The 18545-nt window shown below is 58.1% G+C and carries 20 protein-coding genes; 1 reads left to right on the forward strand and 19 read right to left on the reverse strand.

Annotated elements, in window-relative coordinates:
• Positions 1-60 precede the first annotated feature (60 nt).
• The 17 genes from ACFFSY_RS05040 to ald all read right to left on the reverse strand — a co-directional run bounded on the left by ACFFSY_RS05040 (position 61) and on the right by ald (position 15758).
• On the reverse strand, positions 61-405 hold the full coding sequence (locus ACFFSY_RS05040) for a hypothetical protein (protein WP_377490822.1): 345 nt from the start codon (positions 403-405) through the stop codon (positions 61-63).
• Between the two features lie 166 nt (positions 406-571).
• A complete protein-coding gene (locus ACFFSY_RS05045; RefSeq protein WP_377490825.1) occupies positions 572-1003 on the reverse strand; it encodes a peptidylprolyl isomerase in 432 nt (143 codons plus the stop codon).
• Positions 1004-1126: 123 nt separating this feature from the next.
• On the reverse strand, positions 1127-2458 hold the full coding sequence (gene lysA, locus ACFFSY_RS05050) for a diaminopimelate decarboxylase (protein WP_377490828.1): 1332 nt from the start codon (positions 2456-2458) through the stop codon (positions 1127-1129).
• Between the two features lie 137 nt (positions 2459-2595).
• Positions 2596-4314, reverse strand: coding sequence for a spore germination protein (locus tag ACFFSY_RS05055; protein WP_377490831.1), 1719 nt, complete (start codon positions 4312-4314; stop codon positions 2596-2598).
• Between the two features lie 31 nt (positions 4315-4345).
• Positions 4346-4786 carry a stage V sporulation protein AB gene (locus tag ACFFSY_RS05060; protein ID WP_377490834.1) on the reverse strand — a complete coding sequence of 147 codons (441 nt, stop codon included), beginning with the start codon at positions 4784-4786 and terminating at the stop codon, positions 4346-4348.
• Positions 4779-5462 (reverse strand): stage V sporulation protein AA, encoded by a 684-nt coding sequence (locus ACFFSY_RS05065; protein ID WP_377490837.1) that lies wholly within the window; start codon positions 5460-5462, stop codon positions 4779-4781. The genes ACFFSY_RS05060 and ACFFSY_RS05065 overlap by 8 nt, the downstream gene beginning before the upstream one ends.
• A gap of 153 nt (positions 5463-5615) precedes the next feature.
• Positions 5616-6371 (reverse strand): RNA polymerase sporulation sigma factor SigF, encoded by a 756-nt coding sequence (gene sigF / locus ACFFSY_RS05070; RefSeq protein ID WP_377490840.1) that lies wholly within the window; start codon positions 6369-6371, stop codon positions 5616-5618.
• A 20-nt stretch (positions 6372-6391) separates the two neighbouring features.
• On the reverse strand, positions 6392-6838 hold the full coding sequence (gene spoIIAB / locus ACFFSY_RS05075) for an anti-sigma F factor (protein ID WP_377490843.1): 447 nt from the start codon (positions 6836-6838) through the stop codon (positions 6392-6394).
• Entirely contained in the window at positions 6835-7188 is a 354-nt protein-coding gene (gene spoIIAA, locus ACFFSY_RS05080) for an anti-sigma F factor antagonist (RefSeq protein WP_148928315.1), read from the reverse strand. Before spoIIAA ends, spoIIAB begins: the two co-directional genes overlap by 4 nt.
• Positions 7189-7411: 223 nt before the next feature.
• Positions 7412-8614, reverse strand: coding sequence for a D-alanyl-D-alanine carboxypeptidase family protein (locus tag ACFFSY_RS05085; protein WP_377490846.1), 1203 nt, complete (start codon positions 8612-8614; stop codon positions 7412-7414).
• 754 nt (positions 8615-9368) lie between these two features.
• A complete protein-coding gene (locus ACFFSY_RS05090; RefSeq protein WP_377490849.1) occupies positions 9369-10700 on the reverse strand; it encodes a pyrimidine-nucleoside phosphorylase in 1332 nt (443 codons plus the stop codon).
• 36 nt (positions 10701-10736) lie between these two features.
• Positions 10737-10919 carry a Spo0E family sporulation regulatory protein-aspartic acid phosphatase gene (locus tag ACFFSY_RS05095; RefSeq protein WP_377490852.1) on the reverse strand — a complete coding sequence of 61 codons (183 nt, stop codon included), beginning with the start codon at positions 10917-10919 and terminating at the stop codon, positions 10737-10739.
• 120 nt (positions 10920-11039) lie between these two features.
• Positions 11040-11864 carry a purine-nucleoside phosphorylase gene (locus tag ACFFSY_RS05100; protein ID WP_377490855.1) on the reverse strand — a complete coding sequence of 275 codons (825 nt, stop codon included), beginning with the start codon at positions 11862-11864 and terminating at the stop codon, positions 11040-11042.
• 51 nt (positions 11865-11915) lie between these two features.
• Positions 11916-13091, reverse strand: a complete 1176-nt coding sequence (gene deoB, locus ACFFSY_RS05105) for a phosphopentomutase (protein WP_377490858.1) — start codon at positions 13089-13091, stop codon at positions 11916-11918.
• Positions 13092-13132: 41 nt separating this feature from the next.
• On the reverse strand, positions 13133-14032 hold the full coding sequence (gene xerD, locus ACFFSY_RS05110) for a site-specific tyrosine recombinase XerD (protein ID WP_377490860.1): 900 nt from the start codon (positions 14030-14032) through the stop codon (positions 13133-13135).
• An 87-nt stretch (positions 14033-14119) separates the two neighbouring features.
• Positions 14120-14359, reverse strand: coding sequence for a DUF4227 family protein (locus tag ACFFSY_RS05115; protein WP_377490863.1), 240 nt, complete (start codon positions 14357-14359; stop codon positions 14120-14122).
• 283 nt (positions 14360-14642) lie between these two features.
• The gene (ald, locus tag ACFFSY_RS05120) at positions 14643-15758 is read right to left on the reverse strand and encodes an alanine dehydrogenase (RefSeq protein ID WP_377490866.1); all 1116 of its coding nucleotides are present in this window, start codon (positions 15756-15758) and stop codon (positions 14643-14645) included.
• 218 nt (positions 15759-15976) lie between these two features.
• On the opposite strand from ald, the gene ACFFSY_RS05125 reads away from it, so the two are divergent.
• Entirely contained in the window at positions 15977-17179 is a 1203-nt protein-coding gene (locus tag ACFFSY_RS05125) for a S8 family peptidase (protein WP_377490869.1), read from the forward strand.
• An 89-nt stretch (positions 17180-17268) separates the two neighbouring features.
• Here the strand turns inward: ACFFSY_RS05125 and fur are convergent, their stop codons facing one another.
• On the reverse strand, positions 17269-17730 hold the full coding sequence (gene fur / locus ACFFSY_RS05130; RefSeq protein ID WP_377490872.1) for a ferric iron uptake transcriptional regulator: 462 nt from the start codon (positions 17728-17730) through the stop codon (positions 17269-17271).
• A gap of 91 nt (positions 17731-17821) precedes the next feature.
• Positions 17822-18475: a stage II sporulation protein M gene (gene spoIIM / locus ACFFSY_RS05135; RefSeq protein WP_377490875.1), complete on the reverse strand. Its 654-nt coding sequence runs from the start codon at positions 18473-18475 to the stop codon at positions 17822-17824.
• Between the last annotated feature and the right edge of the window lie 70 nt (positions 18476-18545).

An 18545-nucleotide genomic window follows, 5' to 3' on the forward strand; every position in this document is an offset into this window, starting at 1 on the left:
AAAGCAAAAACGCCCGGTTGCCAGCAGGCGCCCGAGCATCGATTATTCAACTCTGTCTGCTCACTTGTAACCTGGCAGATAGTGGTTCTGGTTCTCCAGCTTCGGCAAAATGTCCATCGACTCAATATGCGCCTTTGTCTCCGGCGTGCCGATCTTGTAGATGTAGGCGTAGAGCATCTCCAAATGCTCGCTGAACCGGTCCGTCGCCGGATCGCGCTCGGCGGACTTGTACGGAATGACCGCCCGCACGTGCGTCAGTTGGTCGTCCTTGTCTTCGACGTCCAGCAGCGTCTCCAGCTCGCGCAATTCCTCCTCGTTCGCATAGACCGTCAGCTGTTCAGCGATCGACGGTTCCTTACCGATCGTGCGCGCAGAGACGGATACGTAATACTGTTCTCGTTCCATGAGGCGGCTCCCCCTTCAACCATTCGCTATTCCCGGCGTCGGGCGCGTTCACTGACTTACCTGCACCGGGATTCGTTAGTTGTTAATACACGGACGAGCTTCCCGCGAAACAGAAAAATCCCCCAGGCGGCCAGTGCCGCTTCGGGGGACGAACGAAAGCTTGCGATTATACTTCCACGATTTCGACTTTCTCCATCTTCACGCCATTTTTGAACGTGTCCACGTGCTCCATGCCTTTAGCTACTTTACCGAAGACGGTGTGTCCGCCGTCCAGGTGAGGCTGAGGCTGGTAACAGATGTAGAACTGGCTGCCGCCTGTGTTACGGCCGGCATGCGCCATCGCGAGCGTGCCGCGCTCATGCTTGTTCGGGTTGATTTCGCAGTTGATCGTGTAACCTGGGCCGCCTGTGCCCATGCCGTCCGGGCAGCCGCCTTGCGCGACGAAGCCTGGAATGACGCGGTGGAACGTAAGACCGTTGTAGAAGCCGCTATTCGCGAGCTTCTCGAAATTTGCTACTGTATTAGGCGCGTCTTGATCGAACAGATCCAGGACGACTTCCGCCCCGTCCGCCATCGTAATTTTCGCTTGTTTTGCCATTGAAATCCACCCTTTCGGTTGTATAAACATTGCCATTATAGCAGAAAGCGTCCCCGATAAAAAGCTTGTCCCCCGGCGATCGCCGCATGAAGCGGCTGAAAGCACCGGGGGACGGCCCGTGAATTATTGAACAGCGGACACTTTCTTCATGCGCGCAGGCAAAATATCGTTGCCCACAATGTCGTCGAGCGACTCGCGCTTGACGACCAGATCCGAATGACCGTCCTTCACGAAGACGACGCTCGGACGGCGAATCCGATTGTAGTTGCTCGCCATCGAATAGTTATAGGCGCCGGTGCACAGCACCGCGAGCAGATCGCCCGTGTGCGGCTTCGCCAGCTGGCAGTCGATGATCAGCTTGTCGCCGCTCTCGCAGCATTTGCCCGCGACAGTTACAGTCTCATCAGCCACTTCACCGGCCCGGTTGGCGATGACAGCCTCGTACTTGGACTCGTACAGCGCCGGGCGCGGGTTGTCGGTCATGCCGCCGTCGACGGCGATGTATTTGCGCACGCCGGGAATATCTTTGCTTGTCCCGATCGTATACAGCGTCGTACCAGCGTCCCCAACGATGCTGCGGCCAGGCTCTACCCAAATTTCCGGAATCGGATAGCTCGCCCCGCCGAAGTTGTCCTTGATCGCGCTGGTGATCGCTTGGACGTAAGTCGCAACCGGCAGCGGCGTATCGCCTTCCACATACCGGATACCGAAGCCCCCGCCCAGATTGATAACCGGGAACGTGACATTCAGCTCATCGCGCACGAGCAGCGCGAACTGCGCCACTTTGCTCGCGGCCACCTCGAAGCCGTCGACTTCGAAGATCTGGGATCCGATATGGGAATGAACGCCGAGCAGCTCCAGATTCGGCAGGCCATTCGCCTCGCGCACCGCGCGGAAAGCGGCGCCGCTTTCAACGTCGAAACCGAACTTGGAATCCTGCTGGCCGGTCGAGATATACTCGTGCGTGTGCGCTTCCACCCCTGGTGTCACGCGAAGCAGAACATTCACCTTCAGACCTTTGTCGCCAGCTAGCGCGTTCAAGAGGGCAAGCTCATCGAAGTTGTCAACGACGAAACAGCCGATCTGTGCATCCAGCGCCATATTGATCTCGTCCGGCGTCTTGTTGTTGCCGTGGAAATGGATGCGCTGCGCCGGGAATCCCGCCTTCAGCGCGGTGTACAGCTCGCCGTCGGAGACGACATCCAGCGACAGTCCTTCCTGCTCCGCGATTGCGCACATGGCCATGACGCTGAACGCCTTGCTGGCGTATGCCACCTGGAATTTCAAACCTGATGCCTTGAACGCATCGACGTATTCGCGTGCGCGTTGACGCACAAGCGTCTCGTCCACGATGTATAGCGGGGTTCCGTATTGTTTCGCCAATTCGGTGACGTCGCAGCCGCCGATTTCCAAATGCCCTTGGCCGTTAATTGCGCTTGTTCCGTGTAAATACATTGTTTCCCCTCCGGCTTCTCCATGAAATCCCCATGACGGTTGGTTTGCATCATTTAACGAAAGTATAGCTTACCCCTGTCCCCTGGTAAAATGGATAAATCCGCATTTCATTTGCATTATTTGCGGTAGCGAAGCCGTCAGTGCACCTGGCCTCCGCCCCCGGCTCCCCCGCCTCCGCTTCCATTGCCGCTGCCGCTCGTTCCACCGGGCATCCGGTCGCGCTGCTGCGGCTTGAGCAAGTTCGGGCGCGTGCGGTTCTGGAGCACCGGAGGACGGACGATGATGCTCCACATCCCTTTCGCGTCGAACGGAATGAACGGCCACATATAGGGACGGTTGAATGAACGTTCCGTCGTCAGCATGATTGTGATGGCGGCAGCCGCGATCATGAAGCCCGGCACGTGCAGCGTGGCGGCGACGACGATGAACAGCAGCCGCACGATGCGATTGGCCAATCCCAGCTCGTAGCTCGGCGTCGCGAACATGCCGATCGCGGCAACAGCCATATACAGAATTACCTCGTTGATGAACAATCCCGTCTTTACGGCGATGTCCCCGATCAGGATTGCAGAGATAAGCGACATCGCGGTCGCGAGCGGCGTTGGCGTGTGTATGGCAGCCATCCGGAGCAGGTCAACCCCAAGCTCCGCCATGAGAAACTGCACGACCATCGGCAGTTTGCCCGCCTTCTGCGCGCCGAGGAACGCCAGGGCAGTCGGTTTCAGAGCTGGCTCCAGCGCATACAGGAACCAGATGGGCAGCAGGAACAGCGAGGCGAAGATGCCGAAGAAGCGCACCCATCTTAAATAGGTGCCGATGAACGGCGCTTGCCTATTCTCCTCCGCATGCTGGATATGGTCAAAAAACGTCGTCGGCAGAATCATAACGCTCGGCGTCGTATCCACGAATACGGCAACATGCCCTTCGAGCAGATGAGATGCCACCGTATCCGGGCGTTCCGAATAGCGCACGAGCGGGAACGGGCTCCATCCGCGTTTGACCGTTGCTTCTTCCAGCTGTTTGTCGGCCAGCGGCAGCCCGTCGATTTTGAGCATGGATATTTTATCGCGTATCGACTCAACGAGCTCCTTGTCGACGATATCATCAATATATGCGATACATACGTCTGTCTGCGTCCGTTCGCCGACGCGCATGATTTCGTAGCGCAAATGTTTGTCGCGCAGACGGCGCCGCACGAGCGTCACATTCGTCATGAGGGTCTCGACGAAGCCGTCCCGGCTGCCGCGCACCACACGCTCTAGCGTCGGCTCTTCCGGACCGCGAGCCGGGAACGCCTTCGCGTCGATGATCAGCACTTCCCTCTCGCCGTCGATATACAGCGCGCTCGCCCCGGCCAGCACGTTCGTCATCATGTTGTTCCAGTCCGCTTCCTTCACGACCTGCACGGCCGGCACATAGTTGTCAAAGAAAGAATGAAGCGCCCCTGTCGATAAGTCGTCCGGGTGCAAATAACTCAATCGTTTGAGCACGTCCTGCAGAATCGTATCCTTGCCGAACCCATTCATGAAAAAAAGCGCTGTTTTCCGCTCCCCAAACGTCATCTCCCGAACGACGACGTCAAAGCTCTTCTTATAGCCGACCTCCTGCTCGAGCAGGTCGATATAATCATCGATATGTTCAGGGATCGGAACAGGTTCAGGCTTTTGCTCCTTGCGGTCCGCCCGTTTCCGCCGACCGGTGAGCGCCGTGCCGAACGTGGACAAATGGTAGTCATGACGGACCGGCTCCTCGTCTTCGCCGTGCTCGTCCGCCAGTTCCGCGTCATCCAGCCAAATCGGATGGATCGTCCGACGTCCGCCCTCCCGTGATTGCTGATCCTGATCGAAATCCGTCATCTTCCGTCACTTCTCCCTCGCTTTGAAATTATCAATTCAGCCGTTGAAATACGAGCCAATCAAACAAGGAGCCGATTATCTTCCCGAGCACCATCGCCATGACGAGCGAAACCATATGATCATGCAGGTGCAGCCGTCTAGCCAGGATGGGCAATACGTTCATCACTTCCGTTAACGCCGCGGCCAGCATGCCGACGAAAATGCCCGACAACAGCCCGACAGGAACGAGCATAACGACATCCGGAACCGGAATCCGAAGTTTCCAATCCATCATGTCCGTAACCGACCAATACATAGCGCCCGACAGAACAGCCGTCTCGAACCAGAACGATTTGCGATACGCGCTCGCCACCTGGGCTAGGCGGGGGATCAGATCGAGCACGATCAGCAGCGAGACGAGTCCGCTGCCGACAGCAAGTCCTCCGGCCAAGCCAAGCAGCGCGACGAATAGATTCCCCGCAGCACTAGCCATCGCCCTCGCCGCCTCGGTTCAAACTCGTATCCCCTTCTGCCTCGAGCGCCTGCCGGCTCTTATTTTTTCTTCGCATTTCATCGGCAATGACGTAATTGTTGACGTTCTCTTCGTACAAGTAGAGTTCCACCTCCAGCGGGTTCGGCTCTTCATTGAACCGTTTGCGGAACAGATGGTTGAAGAAGAGCACCATGCCGATGCCGATCCCAAGCGAATATGGAATTTGCAGCCATAGCGGATGGTCCGATTTCTTGCCCGTCACGAGCTCCGCGATCCGCGTGTGCACTTCTTTCATGCTGACGTCCGTATGGAAATTCATGATCGCCAGGCCCGACCCGAAGAACAGCAGCAGCCATGCGACGATGAGCATGAACCTGCGCGGTTTAGGCACCTTATCTCTCACGATGACCAGTACCTGCGGATCGCCGAACGTCTCGATCTCCAGCTGCGGACACGTCTCCTGGATCGTCTTGACGATCTGAAGCAGGTCGATGACGACGCGATTGCCGTCCTTCACGTGGTGACGATGAAGCTCGAGCGCCCGCAGCCGCTGCTCCAGTTCGGGGTCCGCCGCGAACAGCCTGGCGGCTAATCCGAGCGTCACGATTCCTCCGGGCTTGATTCCGATCCTTCTGCGCAAGCGCAAGTAGAGGACCGACCGCGCTTCCGTTCCCATCGCGCTTCCCTCCCTGCCATTTCAAAGTAGAAACGGCTTCGCCATGTTTTGCGGTGCAGCGCGTTTCATTCGCATTCGCCGCAGCCTCTTTCGTTAGTATGAGAAAACGGCCGCCGACGTACTCCCAAAACAAGCAAAAAGACCAAGCCGCTCTTATTGAGCGATTTGGTCCCGGATAGACTGTAAAATTTTTTTCTCCAAACGCGAAACTTGCACTTGCGAAATCCCTAGTCTCGAAGCGACTTCCGACTGGGTCTGGTCCCGGTAATACCGGAGGAAGACGATCAAGCGTTCCCGCTCGGTCAGGCCGCCGATCGCTTCCGATAGCGCCAGCTTGTCGAACCAACGTTCTTGGGAGTCGTCGGCGATCTGGTCCATGAGCGTAATCGGGTCCCCGTCGTTCTCGAACACCGTCTCGTGAATCGAGGTTGGCGGTTTGTTCGCCTCCTGCGCGAAGACGACGTCCTCGGGACTGATGCCAAGCCGTTCGGCAACCTCCTTGATTGTCGGCAGCCGGCCCAACACTTTGGACAGCTCATCCTTCGTCTTGCGTACTTTATTCGCCGTTTCCTTAAGCGACCGGCTGACCTTGAGCGTTCCGTCGTCGCGCAGGAACCGCTGGATTTCCCCGATGATCATGGGAACCGCGTACGTCGAAAACTTGACTTCGTACGAGAGGTCGAACTTGTCGACCGACTTCAGCAGGCCGATGCATCCGATCTGGAACAAATCCTCCGGTTCGTAGCCGCGGCCGATAAAGCGCTGCACGACCGACCAGACCAGGCGGATGTTGCACTGCACGAGCGTATCGCGCGCGATCGAGTCACCGGATTGACTGAGCGCAATGAGCCGTTTGACTTCCGAATCGTCCAAAAATGGCTGCGCCGTTTGTTTCAAATCGACTTCCATGAGGTCCAACCCCTACGCGCCTAATTAAACAGCGCTTTTTTCGATTCGATGCGCTTCGTCATTGCAATAGATGTCCCTTTGCCCGGTTCGCTGATCACTTCGAAGCCATCCATAAAATTTTCCATGATCGTAAAGCCCATGCCGGAACGTTCCAGCTCCGGCTTGGACGTGAAGAGCGGCTGGCGCGCCATTTCCAAATCCTCGATGCCGCTTCCGCTATCCTTGATAACAAGCGACACTGTATCTCCGACGATCGTGGCCTCGATCGTCACCATGCCGGACGGATCGCTGTCGTAGCCATGAATAATGGCGTTGGTGACCGCCTCCGACACGACTGTCTTCAAGTCGTTCAGCTCCTCCATCGTCGGATCCAACTGAGACACGAAGGCGGCTACCGTAATGCGTGCGAACGCCTCGTTTTCCGAACGCGCGGAGAACGCGAGCCTCATTTCGTTCGATGCGCTCATGAAACGACCTCCAGACTTGTGAGCGCAGAGCGCTCGTTCTCGTGAATCGGCAGTATTTTGAACAGGCCGGAGAGCTCGAACAGCCGATACACGCCGGGATTCACGTCGCATACGACCATTTTGCCATCTCGTGCCTTCAGCTGCTTATACCGCCCCAAAATAACGCCGAGACCGGAACTGTCCATAAAGAGGAGATCCTTCAAACTTAGGATGACGTGCGCGCTGTTGCCGCGTAATATCGCCTCTTCCATCTTGAACCGCACAATGTCGGCCGTATGATGGTCTAGCTCGCCTTTCAGCCGGACGATCAGCACATCGCGGTAATGCTCCAGTTCAACCTGCAAACTCATCGCCTGTTCACTCCTCAACGAAAATCTTCGAAGTAGGCCTCGTTGCAGCTCCGCTCTCGCGTCGAACGCGAAAGCGAACGCTTCGGTTTTGGCTTGGAATAGCATTTCCACATGCGGATTGGCATTTCCTGCCTCCCGACAAAACTAGAAGCAGGGCGATAGAAGACGACAAAAACCTGCGTGCCGCGCAGCTTTTGGAACAAAGCTACCGCGCCAGCTTTTGCTAAAAGAGGCTGCCGACCGACCGCTTGAACAGCTTCCACCAGCCGGCGCGCTCGACTGTGGCCGGCGAATCGACGTTGAATTCGGTCAGTACTTGGTCGCCTTGATAGACGATCAGCTTGCCAATGGGCTCGTTCACTTTGATCGGCGCCATCAGCTTCGGCATTTGCAATTCATAGCGAATGTCCTTGACCGAGCTGCCTTTCTTCAGCAGGACGCTGTAGGAATGCTTCGCCGTCAGCGTGAGTTCCGGCACGCTGCCCTTCTCGATTTTGATCGTACCCATCACATCGTCTTTCTTGAAAATCGTGTGATTCATGTACTGGGCGAACGAATAATCGAGCATTTGCGACACTTCCGCATTGCGGGTCTTCGTGTTCGGCTCGCCCATGACGACCGCGATGACGCGCAGATTGTCCCGTTTGGCCGTGGCGGTCAAACAGAACTTCGCCTCGCTCGTAAAGCCCGTCTTAAGGCCGTCCGCCCCGCTGTAGAAACGAACGAGCTTGTTCGTGTTCACGAGCCAGAACGGCTTGTCGCTTGATTTGCGCAGGTAGTCCTGATACAAGCCCGTGTATTTCGTAATTTCCGGATGCTTCAGCAGCTCGCGCGACATGACCGCGATATCATGCGCCGAGGTGTAATGGTTGTCGACCGGCAAGCCATTCACGTTCGAGAAATGGGTATTCTTGAGGCCCAGCTCCTCGGCGCGCTTGTTCATCATGTTGACGAATTCGGCCTCGGTGCCGGCGATTTTCTCGGCCATCGCGACGGAAGCGTCGTTGCCCGATGCCATCGCGATTCCCTTGAGCATCTCTTCGACCGTCATTTCCTCGCCCGGTTCCAAGAAGATCTGCGAGCCGCCCATCGACGCGGCATATTCGCTTGTCGATACTTTATCGGTCAGCTTGACGACGCCTTCGTCCAGCGCCTCCATAATCAGCAGCATCGTCATGACCTTCGTGATGCTGGCCGGGGGCAGCTTGTCGTGGCTGTTCTTCTCGAAAATAATCGTGCCGCTATCGGCATCCATCAAGATCGCGGAACGCGCCGATGGAGCCAGGTTCGCCTGCGCGGCTGGCGCCTGCTGACCGGCAGGCGCTTGCTTGGCCGCCGGTTCCTGCGCCCAAGCGGAAGCTGGCGCAAGCGCCAGCAGCAAAGCGGTGCAGAGCGCGAGCACAAGTTTCGTTCGATTGCTTCTCATTCTATCGGTCCCCTCCTGAAATGTTGGCCTCTGCCGCAAGCGCGAGCGATTGCCAAAAGCACTCCTAAAATCTCATCCTTAGTGTGGACCGATAAGCGTTAATTTATTCCAATGGAAGCAATCCCTTCATGCGATTGTTTTGCTCCCCCTTCCGCTCCTCTCTCCGTAATGCTGTCAGGTTAAGGAGGGCTCCGCCCCTATGACCCCGCTTTTGTTGCTACCTCCCCCTTCCCCCTCCGCTGAGGGGAACCAAGCATATGCTTCCGAAGTGCGCTTTCCGTTGGAAAACGCTCAGACTTCGCCCTCTGGACTCCCCATTTCGTGCTGGCTCGTTGTTCGCGGTCGGCGGGTTGCTTCGAGCTGGCACGCTTTTGTCCTCGCGGACAAAGCTTCAGTCGGTTTTCAAGTCTGTCCTAAGACATAAACCTGTCAACTATAGGCCACGGTTGGCTTCACCCGGACGTATTTCCTTAACCTAACCGCATTGCCCTCGGCCGAGGGGACTCCAAAGGGCGAAGCATATGCTTCCAAGGCTAGCTTTCTTCAAGAAAGCCTCGCCTCTGGACACCCCCCTTTCCTTATGCCTCGATTGTTAGCGGTCGGCAGTATGGTATGAGCCAGCCACGCTTTTGTAGGAGGTTCCTCCCCTTGCAATTCCAAGCCGGCCCTCCGCTTCCGTTTGCTCCTGCGGACATGCTAAAAAAGCCCGGAACAGGGTTCGCCTGTTCCGGGCTTAAGAAACCGAGCTACTCGATTAAACGAATCGCTTGACGCCATCCGCCGTGACGACGGAAAGCAGCAATGGCGAGACACTTGGCTGATCTGCGCCAATCGTGTAGGCGTCGATAATTTTGCGAGTTACTTCCGCAACCGACTCGTCGTTGCGGCTGGCATGCAGCAGCGCGATCGTATCGCAGGCCTGCACCTGCTCGCCGACTTTGCGCTGGAGCACGACGCCGACCGCGTGGTCGATGACCGCTTCCTTCGTCGCTCTGCCCGCGCCAAGCAGCATAGCCGCAAGGCCTAGCTCTTCGGCATCGATGCGCTGCACGTAGCCGCTAGTCGGTGCTTGGACTTCAATGACGAATTCCGCCTGGGGCAGTCGGGTCGGCTCGTCGGCGACCGCCGGGTCGCCGCCCTGCGCCGCGACAAACTCACGGAACTTGGCCAAGGCCGCGCCGGAAGCTAACCGTTCGCGCAGCATCGCCTCGGCTTCCTCGTGCGTCGCCGCAACGCCGCCGTGAACGACCATATGCGCGCTGAGCGCGATACACAGTTCCGTCAGGTCGGCTGGACCGCTGCCGCGAAGGGTATCGAGCGCTTCACGAACTTCAAGCGCGTTGCCGATCGCGAAGCCGAGCGGCTGGTCCATGTCGCTAATGAGCGCGGACGTCTGACGGCCGACTTCGGTGCCGATTTCGACCATTGCCTTAGCCAGCTCTTCCGCCGCATCGACCGATTTCATGAACGCGCCGCTGCCGGTCTTCACGTCCAGCACGATTGCGTCCGCGCCAGCTGCGATTTTCTTACTCATGACCGAGCTTGCGATGAGCGGGATCGATTCGACCGTCGCGGTCACGTCACGCAGGGCGTACAATTTCTTGTCGGCCGGCGTAATGTTCCCGCTCTGGCCGATTACGGCCAGGCCGATCTCATTCACCTGAGCGAAGAACTGCTCGCGCGTCAGCTCCGTGCGGAAGCCAGCGATAGACTCGAGCTTGTCGATCGTGCCGCCCGTATGGCCGAGGCCGCGGCCGGACATCTTCGCCACCGGCACCCCGCACGAAGCGACGAGCGGGCCGATGATCAGCGTCGTCTTGTCGCCCACGCCGCCCGTGCTATGCTTGTCCGCTTTAACCCCGCGGATCGGGGACAGATCGATCTGATCGCCGGAACGCGCCATCGCGAGCGTCAGCTCCGCAGTCTCGCGCGCCGTCATGCCGCGGAACAATACCGCCATGGCGAACGCCGACATTTGGTAATCGGGAATATCTCCCTTGCTGTATCCTTCGATCAGGAAGGCGAGCTCGGAAGCCGTCAGCTCTACGCCCTCCCGTTTCTTATGTATGAGATCTACTGCCCGCATCTAAGATGCCTCCTCTAAAATACGCTGCAAGCCGAATCAGCCGCCTGTGGCATTGGTGCCCTTCAACCGTCTGATCTTCTCAGCCTGCGCCTTCACAATAAGCAAATCCAGCGACTGGCTTAGCAGCAGCACATCACGGTGAAGAAATGTCTTCTTGCGCGCCGCGGCCTCGACCAGCTCGCCGCGCATTCGTTCTAAACGACCGTGTTCTTTGTCCATATGTAATCCCCACTTTTATCCATATATAAATATTGTATGAAGGAGATTATACGACGACGATCGCACAAAAAATGTCATATTCGGTCGAGCGCATTATTACAATTTTATGACAGACCGGGACTAAATCAGCGGCACTACGCCCTGCACGAGTCCGAGGAATCGGGATTTGACCGCTTCGGTCGTCTCCATGACCTCATCGTGGGACAATGGCTGGTTCAAAATACCCGATGCCATGTTGCTGATACAGGAAATACCCAGTACTTCCAGCCCTGCATGGCGCGCCGCAATTACTTCCGCTACTGTCGACATCCCGACGGCATCCGCGCCAAGCGTCCGCATCATCCGGATTTCGGCCGGTGTTTCGTACGAAGGACCAAGCACGCTCAAGTATACGCCTTCTTGCACGTCGAAACCTTGCTGCTTCGCCACTTCCCGTGCCAGCGTGCGCAGACGCCCGCTGTAAGCTTCCGACATATCCGGGAAACGCACGCCAAGCTCATTATCGTTCGGACCGATCAGCGGGTTGCGTCCGGTCAGGTTAATCTGGTCGCTAATCAGCATCAGGTCCCCGGCTTGGAAGTTCGTGTTGATGCCGCCCGCGGCGTTCGTCACGACCAGCTTGCTTGCGCCGATCGCCTTCATGACGCGCACAGGGAACGCCGTCAGCTCAGGGCCGTAGCCTTCGTACATATGGAATCGCCCGCGCATCAGCACGACCGGACGATTGGCCAACGTCCCGATCAGCAGCTCGCCGGCATGGCCTTCGACTGTCGATACCGGGAAATGCGGGATGTCATGGTAAGGGATGACAACCGGGTTCTCGATATAATCGCCCAGCACGCCAAGACCCGAGCCCATGATGAGCCCGATCTCGGGTTGAATCGAAGTTTTGGACTGAATATAAGCGGCTGCTTCTTTGATTTGTGCAGCTGTTAATACGTTCATGGGAAAGCTCCTCCTTATGCGGCCGTACAGACCGCATGCCTGATGTCAGTGTTATACGAGCGAAGCAAGGAACGATGTGCCATTAGCAGGCGCCTTCGCCCCAAAATTGTCGGCGATCGTCGCCGCGACGTCCGCGAATGTAGCGCGAACGCCAAGCGATCCCGGCGACTGTAGAGACGGGCCGTACACGAGCAGCGGCACGTATTCCCGCGTGTGGTCCGTGCCGGGGTGCACCGGATCGTTGCCGTGGTCGGCCGTCACGATAAGCAGGTCGTCCGAGGCGAGCTTGCTCACAAGTTCAGGAAGCGCGCGGTCGAACTCTTCCAGCGCCTGGCCATACCCAATCGGATCGCGGCGATGGCCATACAGCGAATCAAAGTCGACCAGGTTCGTGAACAGCAGGCCTTCGAACGGACGCGCCAGGGCGTCGATCGTCTTCTGGATGCCATCCGCATTGCTCTTGGTCGGATGGGACTCGGTAATGCCGTGGCCGCTAAAGATGTCGTTGATTTTGCCGACGGAAATAACGTCCAGCCCTTTATCCTGAAGCGCATTCAAAACGGTCGGTTCCGGCGGATCGACCGCGTAATCATGGCGGTTCGGCGTCCGTTTGAACGCGCCTGGCTCGCCCACATAGGGTCTGGCAATGACGCGGCCGACCGCGTATCGATCATCGAGCGTTAGCTCGCGGGCGATTCGGCATGCTTCGTACAATTCCTCAAGCGGAATGATGCCCTCATGCGCAGCAATCTGGAAGACGCTGTCGGCCGAGGTATAGACAATCCACTTGCCGGTCTTCATCTGCTCTTCGCCCAGCTCGTCCAAAATTTCCGTCCCGCTTGCCGCCTTATTGCCGAGCACGCCTCGGCCGGTCTTCGCTTCAAATGCCGCGAGCAGCTCCTCCGGGAATCCGTTCTCGAACGTGCGGAACGGCACCGTCACCTTGAGACCCGCCAATTCCCAGTGTCCTGTCATCGTATCCTTGCCGACGGATACTTCGGCCATCTTGCCGTAGTACGCCCGCGGTGCCGCTTCGCTCTTCCAGTCGCCGAGCTGCGCGATCCGGTCCAAGCCCCAGCTTCTCAAGTTGGGCAGCGCCAGCTGCGGCATCCGCTCCAAAATATGGCCGATCGTATGCGAGCCTGTATCGCCGAAAGCAGCCGCATCCGGCAGTTCGCCGATGCCGACGCTGTCGAGTACGATTACGGTCATCCGTTTAAATGTCATGGTGTCCTCTCCTTGCGCGGCGCCGTATGCGCCCGCCGCGTTTACTTCACTTTCGCCCTGGGATGGGACTGGTTGTACACGTCTTTGATGCGCGCTTTGCCCATCCCCATATAAATTTGGGTTGTCGAAATGTCGGCGTGGCCGAGCATTTCTTGTACCGATCTCAGGTCTGCTCCGTTCTCGAGCAGATGCGCGGCGAACGAATGCCGCAGCGTATGCGGGGTAATATCCGCCTCGATGCCGGCTTCCTGGGCGTATTTCTTGATCAGCTTCCAGAAGCCCTGCCTCGTCATCGCATGGCCCTGTTGATTGAGGAATAGCGCCTGCTCGTCGCTGCCCTGCTTCAGCAAGCCGTCTCTTGGTCCGTCCAAATAGGCAGCCAGCGCGTCGCATGCCAGGCGGCCCAGCGGAATAATCCGCTCCTTGTCCCCCATCCCCGTACAGCGAATAAAACCGAGCGGAACATTCGCGTCCCCAAGCTGCAGCGAAATTAGCTCGCTAACCCGGATGCCGGTCGCATACAGCACTTCGAGCATCGCTTGGTCGCGCGCGCCAGCCGGCGACTGGCCATCCGGGGCGGCGAGCAATTTCTCGATATCCGCGATCGGCAGGATAAGCGGCGTCCGTTTCTCGGGCTTGGGCGTCTCCAAATGCAGCGACGGATCGTACACAAGGACGCGACTGCGCGTCAAATATTGAAAAAACGAACGAAGCGACACCATATGCCGGGATACCGTAGCCACTGCTCTGCCCTGTTGGCGAAGCGACTGCACGTACATCGTCAAATGGTGCTGCTGAATATGTTCCGGTCGGATCAGTCCGAGCGACTCCGCATACTCGGCAAAACCGGCCAAGTCGCGTTCATAGGAATCCAGCGTGTTGCGGGATAACTTGCGGTCGTTTTCCAAATACCGGATAAAGGTTTGCATATGCGCTCTCATAGATCGATCCTTTCTTCGGACGCGAGTCCACGACTAGCTATATTCCGCAGAAAGGGGCCAATCTCCTGCCTGGGACGATAAACCGCCTTACTCGCCGTACCAGTAAAACAACCGGAGCCGATCGGCGAAGGTCGGCTCGTGAACCGCGTAGCTCGAGGATCCAAACACCTTGAGCGCCGCGCCCTGCGGCACCCGATACGGATCTGACGGTACAATCCACTGACCCAAGACGCGACAGCCATTATACATGACGAACGTGGCAAGAACAAGCAAAATTACGAATGCCGCTCTTCGGAACCAGCGGCGCGCGGAAAAGACGAACAACACGATTACCCCCTTCTGCATAAAAAAGAGAAGACCGCCGCCGGCGGTTTGTCCTAAATAAGAGGGCGCAAAAATGATCAATGTAATACGCGAAACGCACGCCTCTTATTCCTCCGGATGAAACGCGCTGCACCGTCTCTAAAGTCGGCGACAGACAGCGCGTCTCGCCTTTGTCTTCTCCATGTTATGCTGGGGGTCTAGCAATCATGTCCATGCAGCTTCCCAAGTACGGAAGACTCGCCGCTCATCAGTAGGCGATGTCGCTTCGGCCGAGTGTCTATCTTTGTTAAAGCAGCGTCGCAAGGTCTACATATGGCAGGGACACCGCTTCGGCAACCGGCTTATAGGTAACGTGGCCTTTGTACGTATTCACGCCTTTGCGCAGCGGCTCGCTTGCCTTCGCCGCAGCCTCGAAGCCTTTGCCTGCGAGCTCGAGCGCGTACGGAAGCGTAACGTTGGTCAACGCGAAGGTGGAGGTGCGCGGCACGGCTCCCGGCATGTTCGCGACCGCATAGTGGAGCACGCCATGCTTCTCGTACACGGGATCGCTATGCGTCGTCACCCTGTCGATCGTGGCGATTGTCCCGCCTTGGTCAACGGCGACATCAACGATGACCGCGCCTTTCTTCATCGTCTGCACCATCGCCTCGGTGACCAAATGCGGTGCGCGCGCGCCCGGAATGAGCACGGCGCCGATCAGCAGATCCGCTTTCTTGACGGCATTGGCGATATTGTACGGATTCGACATCAACGTATGGATTCGCCCCGCGAACACTTCATCGATATAGCGCATCCGCTCTGCGCTGCGTTCAAGCAACGTCACGCTCGCCCCCATGCCCAGCGCCATTCGCGCCGCGTTCAAGCCGACGATCCCCCCGCCGAGCACGATGACTTCCGCGGGCGGCACGCCTGGCACGCCGCCGAGCAGGATGCCTCTTCCGCCGAAATAAGCTTCCAAATAGTGCGCGCCGACCTGCACCGCCATTCGCCCCGCCACCTCGCTCATCGGGGTTAGCAGCGGCAGACCTCCGCCGGGCAGCTGGATCGTCTCGTACGCGACGCCCGTCACTTTCGCATCAGCAAGCGCCTTGGCTAGCGCCGGCGCCGCCGCCAAGTGCAAGTACGTGAAGAGCAGCAGCCCTTCCTTGAAGAAACCGAATTCTTCCGGCAGCGGTTCTTTCACCTTCATAATCATGTCCGCGCCGGCCCACACCTCGGACGCGCCGTCCGTGATCTCCGCGCCTTCGGCTGCGTATAGTTCGTCACCGAACCCGCTTCCGTCCCCCGCTCCGGATTGCACGATCACGCGATGTCCGGCCGCCTTCAGCATGCTGGCGCCAGCTGGCGTTAGCGCGACGCGGTATTCATTCGCTTTTATCTCCTTCGGTACGCCGATCAGCATCACGATTTCCTCCTCCGACCGTTATCGGCATGCATTCTTCTGCCCTTCTATGCATCCGACTTCGGGATTGACAGTCCTTCCGTTACGTTGTCCAACGCCATCCCCAAATATGTGAACTGCAGGCGAATGGACCAACCTCCGCGGCAAGCGCCTCATACAATGAATACACCGTACAAAGTCGCATTAAGCGTAAAACGAACTTCGAGGAGGAAGGATATTTGCCTAGTACAGCGAGATTAATCGCAGGTTGCGCGGCCTCATCTGCCGGGCGCGGCACCGAGCGTGCGCTCATCCGCTTCACGCATCGCAAGCATTACGATGCTTGTGTAGCCGAATTACGGGCAAGCGGCATTCAGCCGCACAAGACACTGCGGTACAGCCGCCTGATCTGCGCACAAGTCGATCCCGCGCAGCAGCGTGCGCTTGCGGCGCTGCGCCGCCATCCCCACGTGCATTTCGTCGAGAAAGACGGTCGGGCCGCCGCTCACACGCTAACGTCAGCCATCCGCACGCCGCGCAAGACTCGCAACGTCTCCGGCAAGATGAATGCCCCGGTGAAACAATCGGCTCAAGTGCCCTGGAATGTTTGTCGCGTGCAAGCTCCTTCCGTATGGAGGGCGACGAAAGGCGCAGGCGTGAGAATCGCCATTCTCGATACCGGTATTGGCCCGAACGCTGACGTGAGCGTCAGCGGAGGCGTCAATACGATCACGGGCGGCTCCTTTCGTGACGATAACGGCCATGGCACGCACGTTGCCGGCATCGCCGCCGCCCGCGGCGCGAAAGGCCAGCAGTATGGCGTGGCGCCCCGCGCCGCGCTCTATGCGGTCAAAGTGCTCGATGCGACCGGAAGCGGCTTCATCTCCGACATTATTGAAGGCATCGAATGGTGCATCCGCAACCGTATGCAGGTCATCAACATGAGCTTCGGCTTGCTAGGCGGCGAAAGTCCCGCATTGCAAGCAGCCGTCCGCCAAGCCTATCAACGCGGTATCGTGCTCGTCGCGTCGGCGGGCAATAACGGGCCGCTCGACGTCGGTCTGGACGCGCCTGCCCGATATCCGCAGACGCTGGCCGTCGCCGCCTCGACACGCGCCAACCGGATTGCCTCGTTCAGCAGCCGCGGCAAAGGCATTGCGCTTACCGCACCCGGCAATTTGATCCGCTCGAACAAACCTGGCGGCGGCTACGCGATCATGAGCGGCACCAGCATGGCCGCCCCGCACGTGACAGGCGGCGCGGCGCTGATGCTGGCACGTTATCCGGGCCTGAAGCCGAAATGCGTCGCCCGCAAGCTGAAGAACGCGGCTCGTAGGCTCCCTGGCTACAGCACGCTAGCGCAAGGCGCCGGATTGCTCCAGCTCGCCGATGCGGTCAGCGCGAGGAAGATATGCCGCAGACGCCCTGCCTCACGGGCGTAACCAGCTATTACCAAATAGGTCGTTCTCGAACGCAAAAAAACTCCCTTTGCGCGGCGCGCGCTAAACTCGGCGCACGCTGCACATGGGAGTTATTGCTGTTGCTGACTATCGTTCTTCTGACGGCATTTGCTGCAGACGCCTTGGAAATCAAGACGGTGGTCGATAACTTGGAAACCGTATTCCTTCTCGAGCCGCTCTTCTAGCGGTCCGAGCCAGTCCTCCAATATTTCGGTCATCGTGCCGCACTGCACGCAGATCAGATGATGGTGGTGATGCTTGTTATTATCCGTTCGGAGATCGTAACGCGCTACGCCGTCGCCGAAATTCATTTTCTCCACGACGTGCAGTTCGCTTAAGAGCTCGAGCGTTCGATATACGGTCGCAAGCCCGATTTCGGGCGCTTTGTCCTTAACGAGCATAAACACGTCCTCGGCGCTCAAGTGATCCTCTTCGTTCTCGAGCAAGACGCGTACGGTCGCCTCACGCTGCGGGGTAAGTTTATACCCTTGTGACTGCAGCTGCTGCTTGATTTTATCAATCCGGGATTCCATGGTTTCCCCCCTCGCATGGCTAGTACCCATCGCCGGAACATTTGCTTTCATTATAGGGGCACTTCGCGAGGAAAGTCAATTTTTTTTAGAATCATTCCAAACCTGATATGAATCCGGAATTGTCCAGCAGCGGAGCTGCCCATCGCAGCAATCCCGGGGATACGAACGCTTCCACCAGGGCGGCCGCGCCGATGACAAGCACCATGGCGACGACCGTCGACGTATGCGACAGGAGCGGCTGCGCGAGCGTCCCTGAGCTGCCGAGCAGCCTGCCTTTGACGATGAACAGCGAGAAGGACAGCGCCGAGACGCTGGCGATCAAGAGCGCCGGCACCACGATGAGATTTTGCGGCGCAACGGAGACGAGCGCGAACAGCAGTCCTTTCCATTCATGCTGGCTGACGAGCGTCCCGATCGCGAACCCGACGAGCACGCCTTTCAGAAAGTCGAGCGCCAGCACAAGCGGCATCCCGACAACCGTTATGCCGAGCACCCAGACGAGTACAAGCCATTTGGCGTGGAACAATGCGCGATCCCAGAAGGCATCTGCCCCGTCCAGCGTCGCCCCTTCCTGGAGACGAAGCGCGAATTGTCCCACCTCGGTGGCAAGCTTCTGCTGCTGGTCAAGCGTGAGCGCGCTGACGAGCAGCGCGCCGAAGACGCTGCCCACGACAAACAACACGGAGACGAATATATAAAGCGTCAATTGATCTCGTACAAGCGACCCGCGAACCGGCGATCCCACCTGCACACCTCCTTCACAGGCTTGTACCCCATTATATGAGTACCCCTGCGAAGCTATGACCTTTGCCCAA

The sequence above is a fragment of the Paenibacillus aurantiacus genome (assembly GCF_042431225.1).
GTDB classification, from domain to species: Bacteria; Bacillota; Bacilli; order Paenibacillales; family Paenibacillaceae; genus Paenibacillus_Z; species Paenibacillus_Z aurantiacus.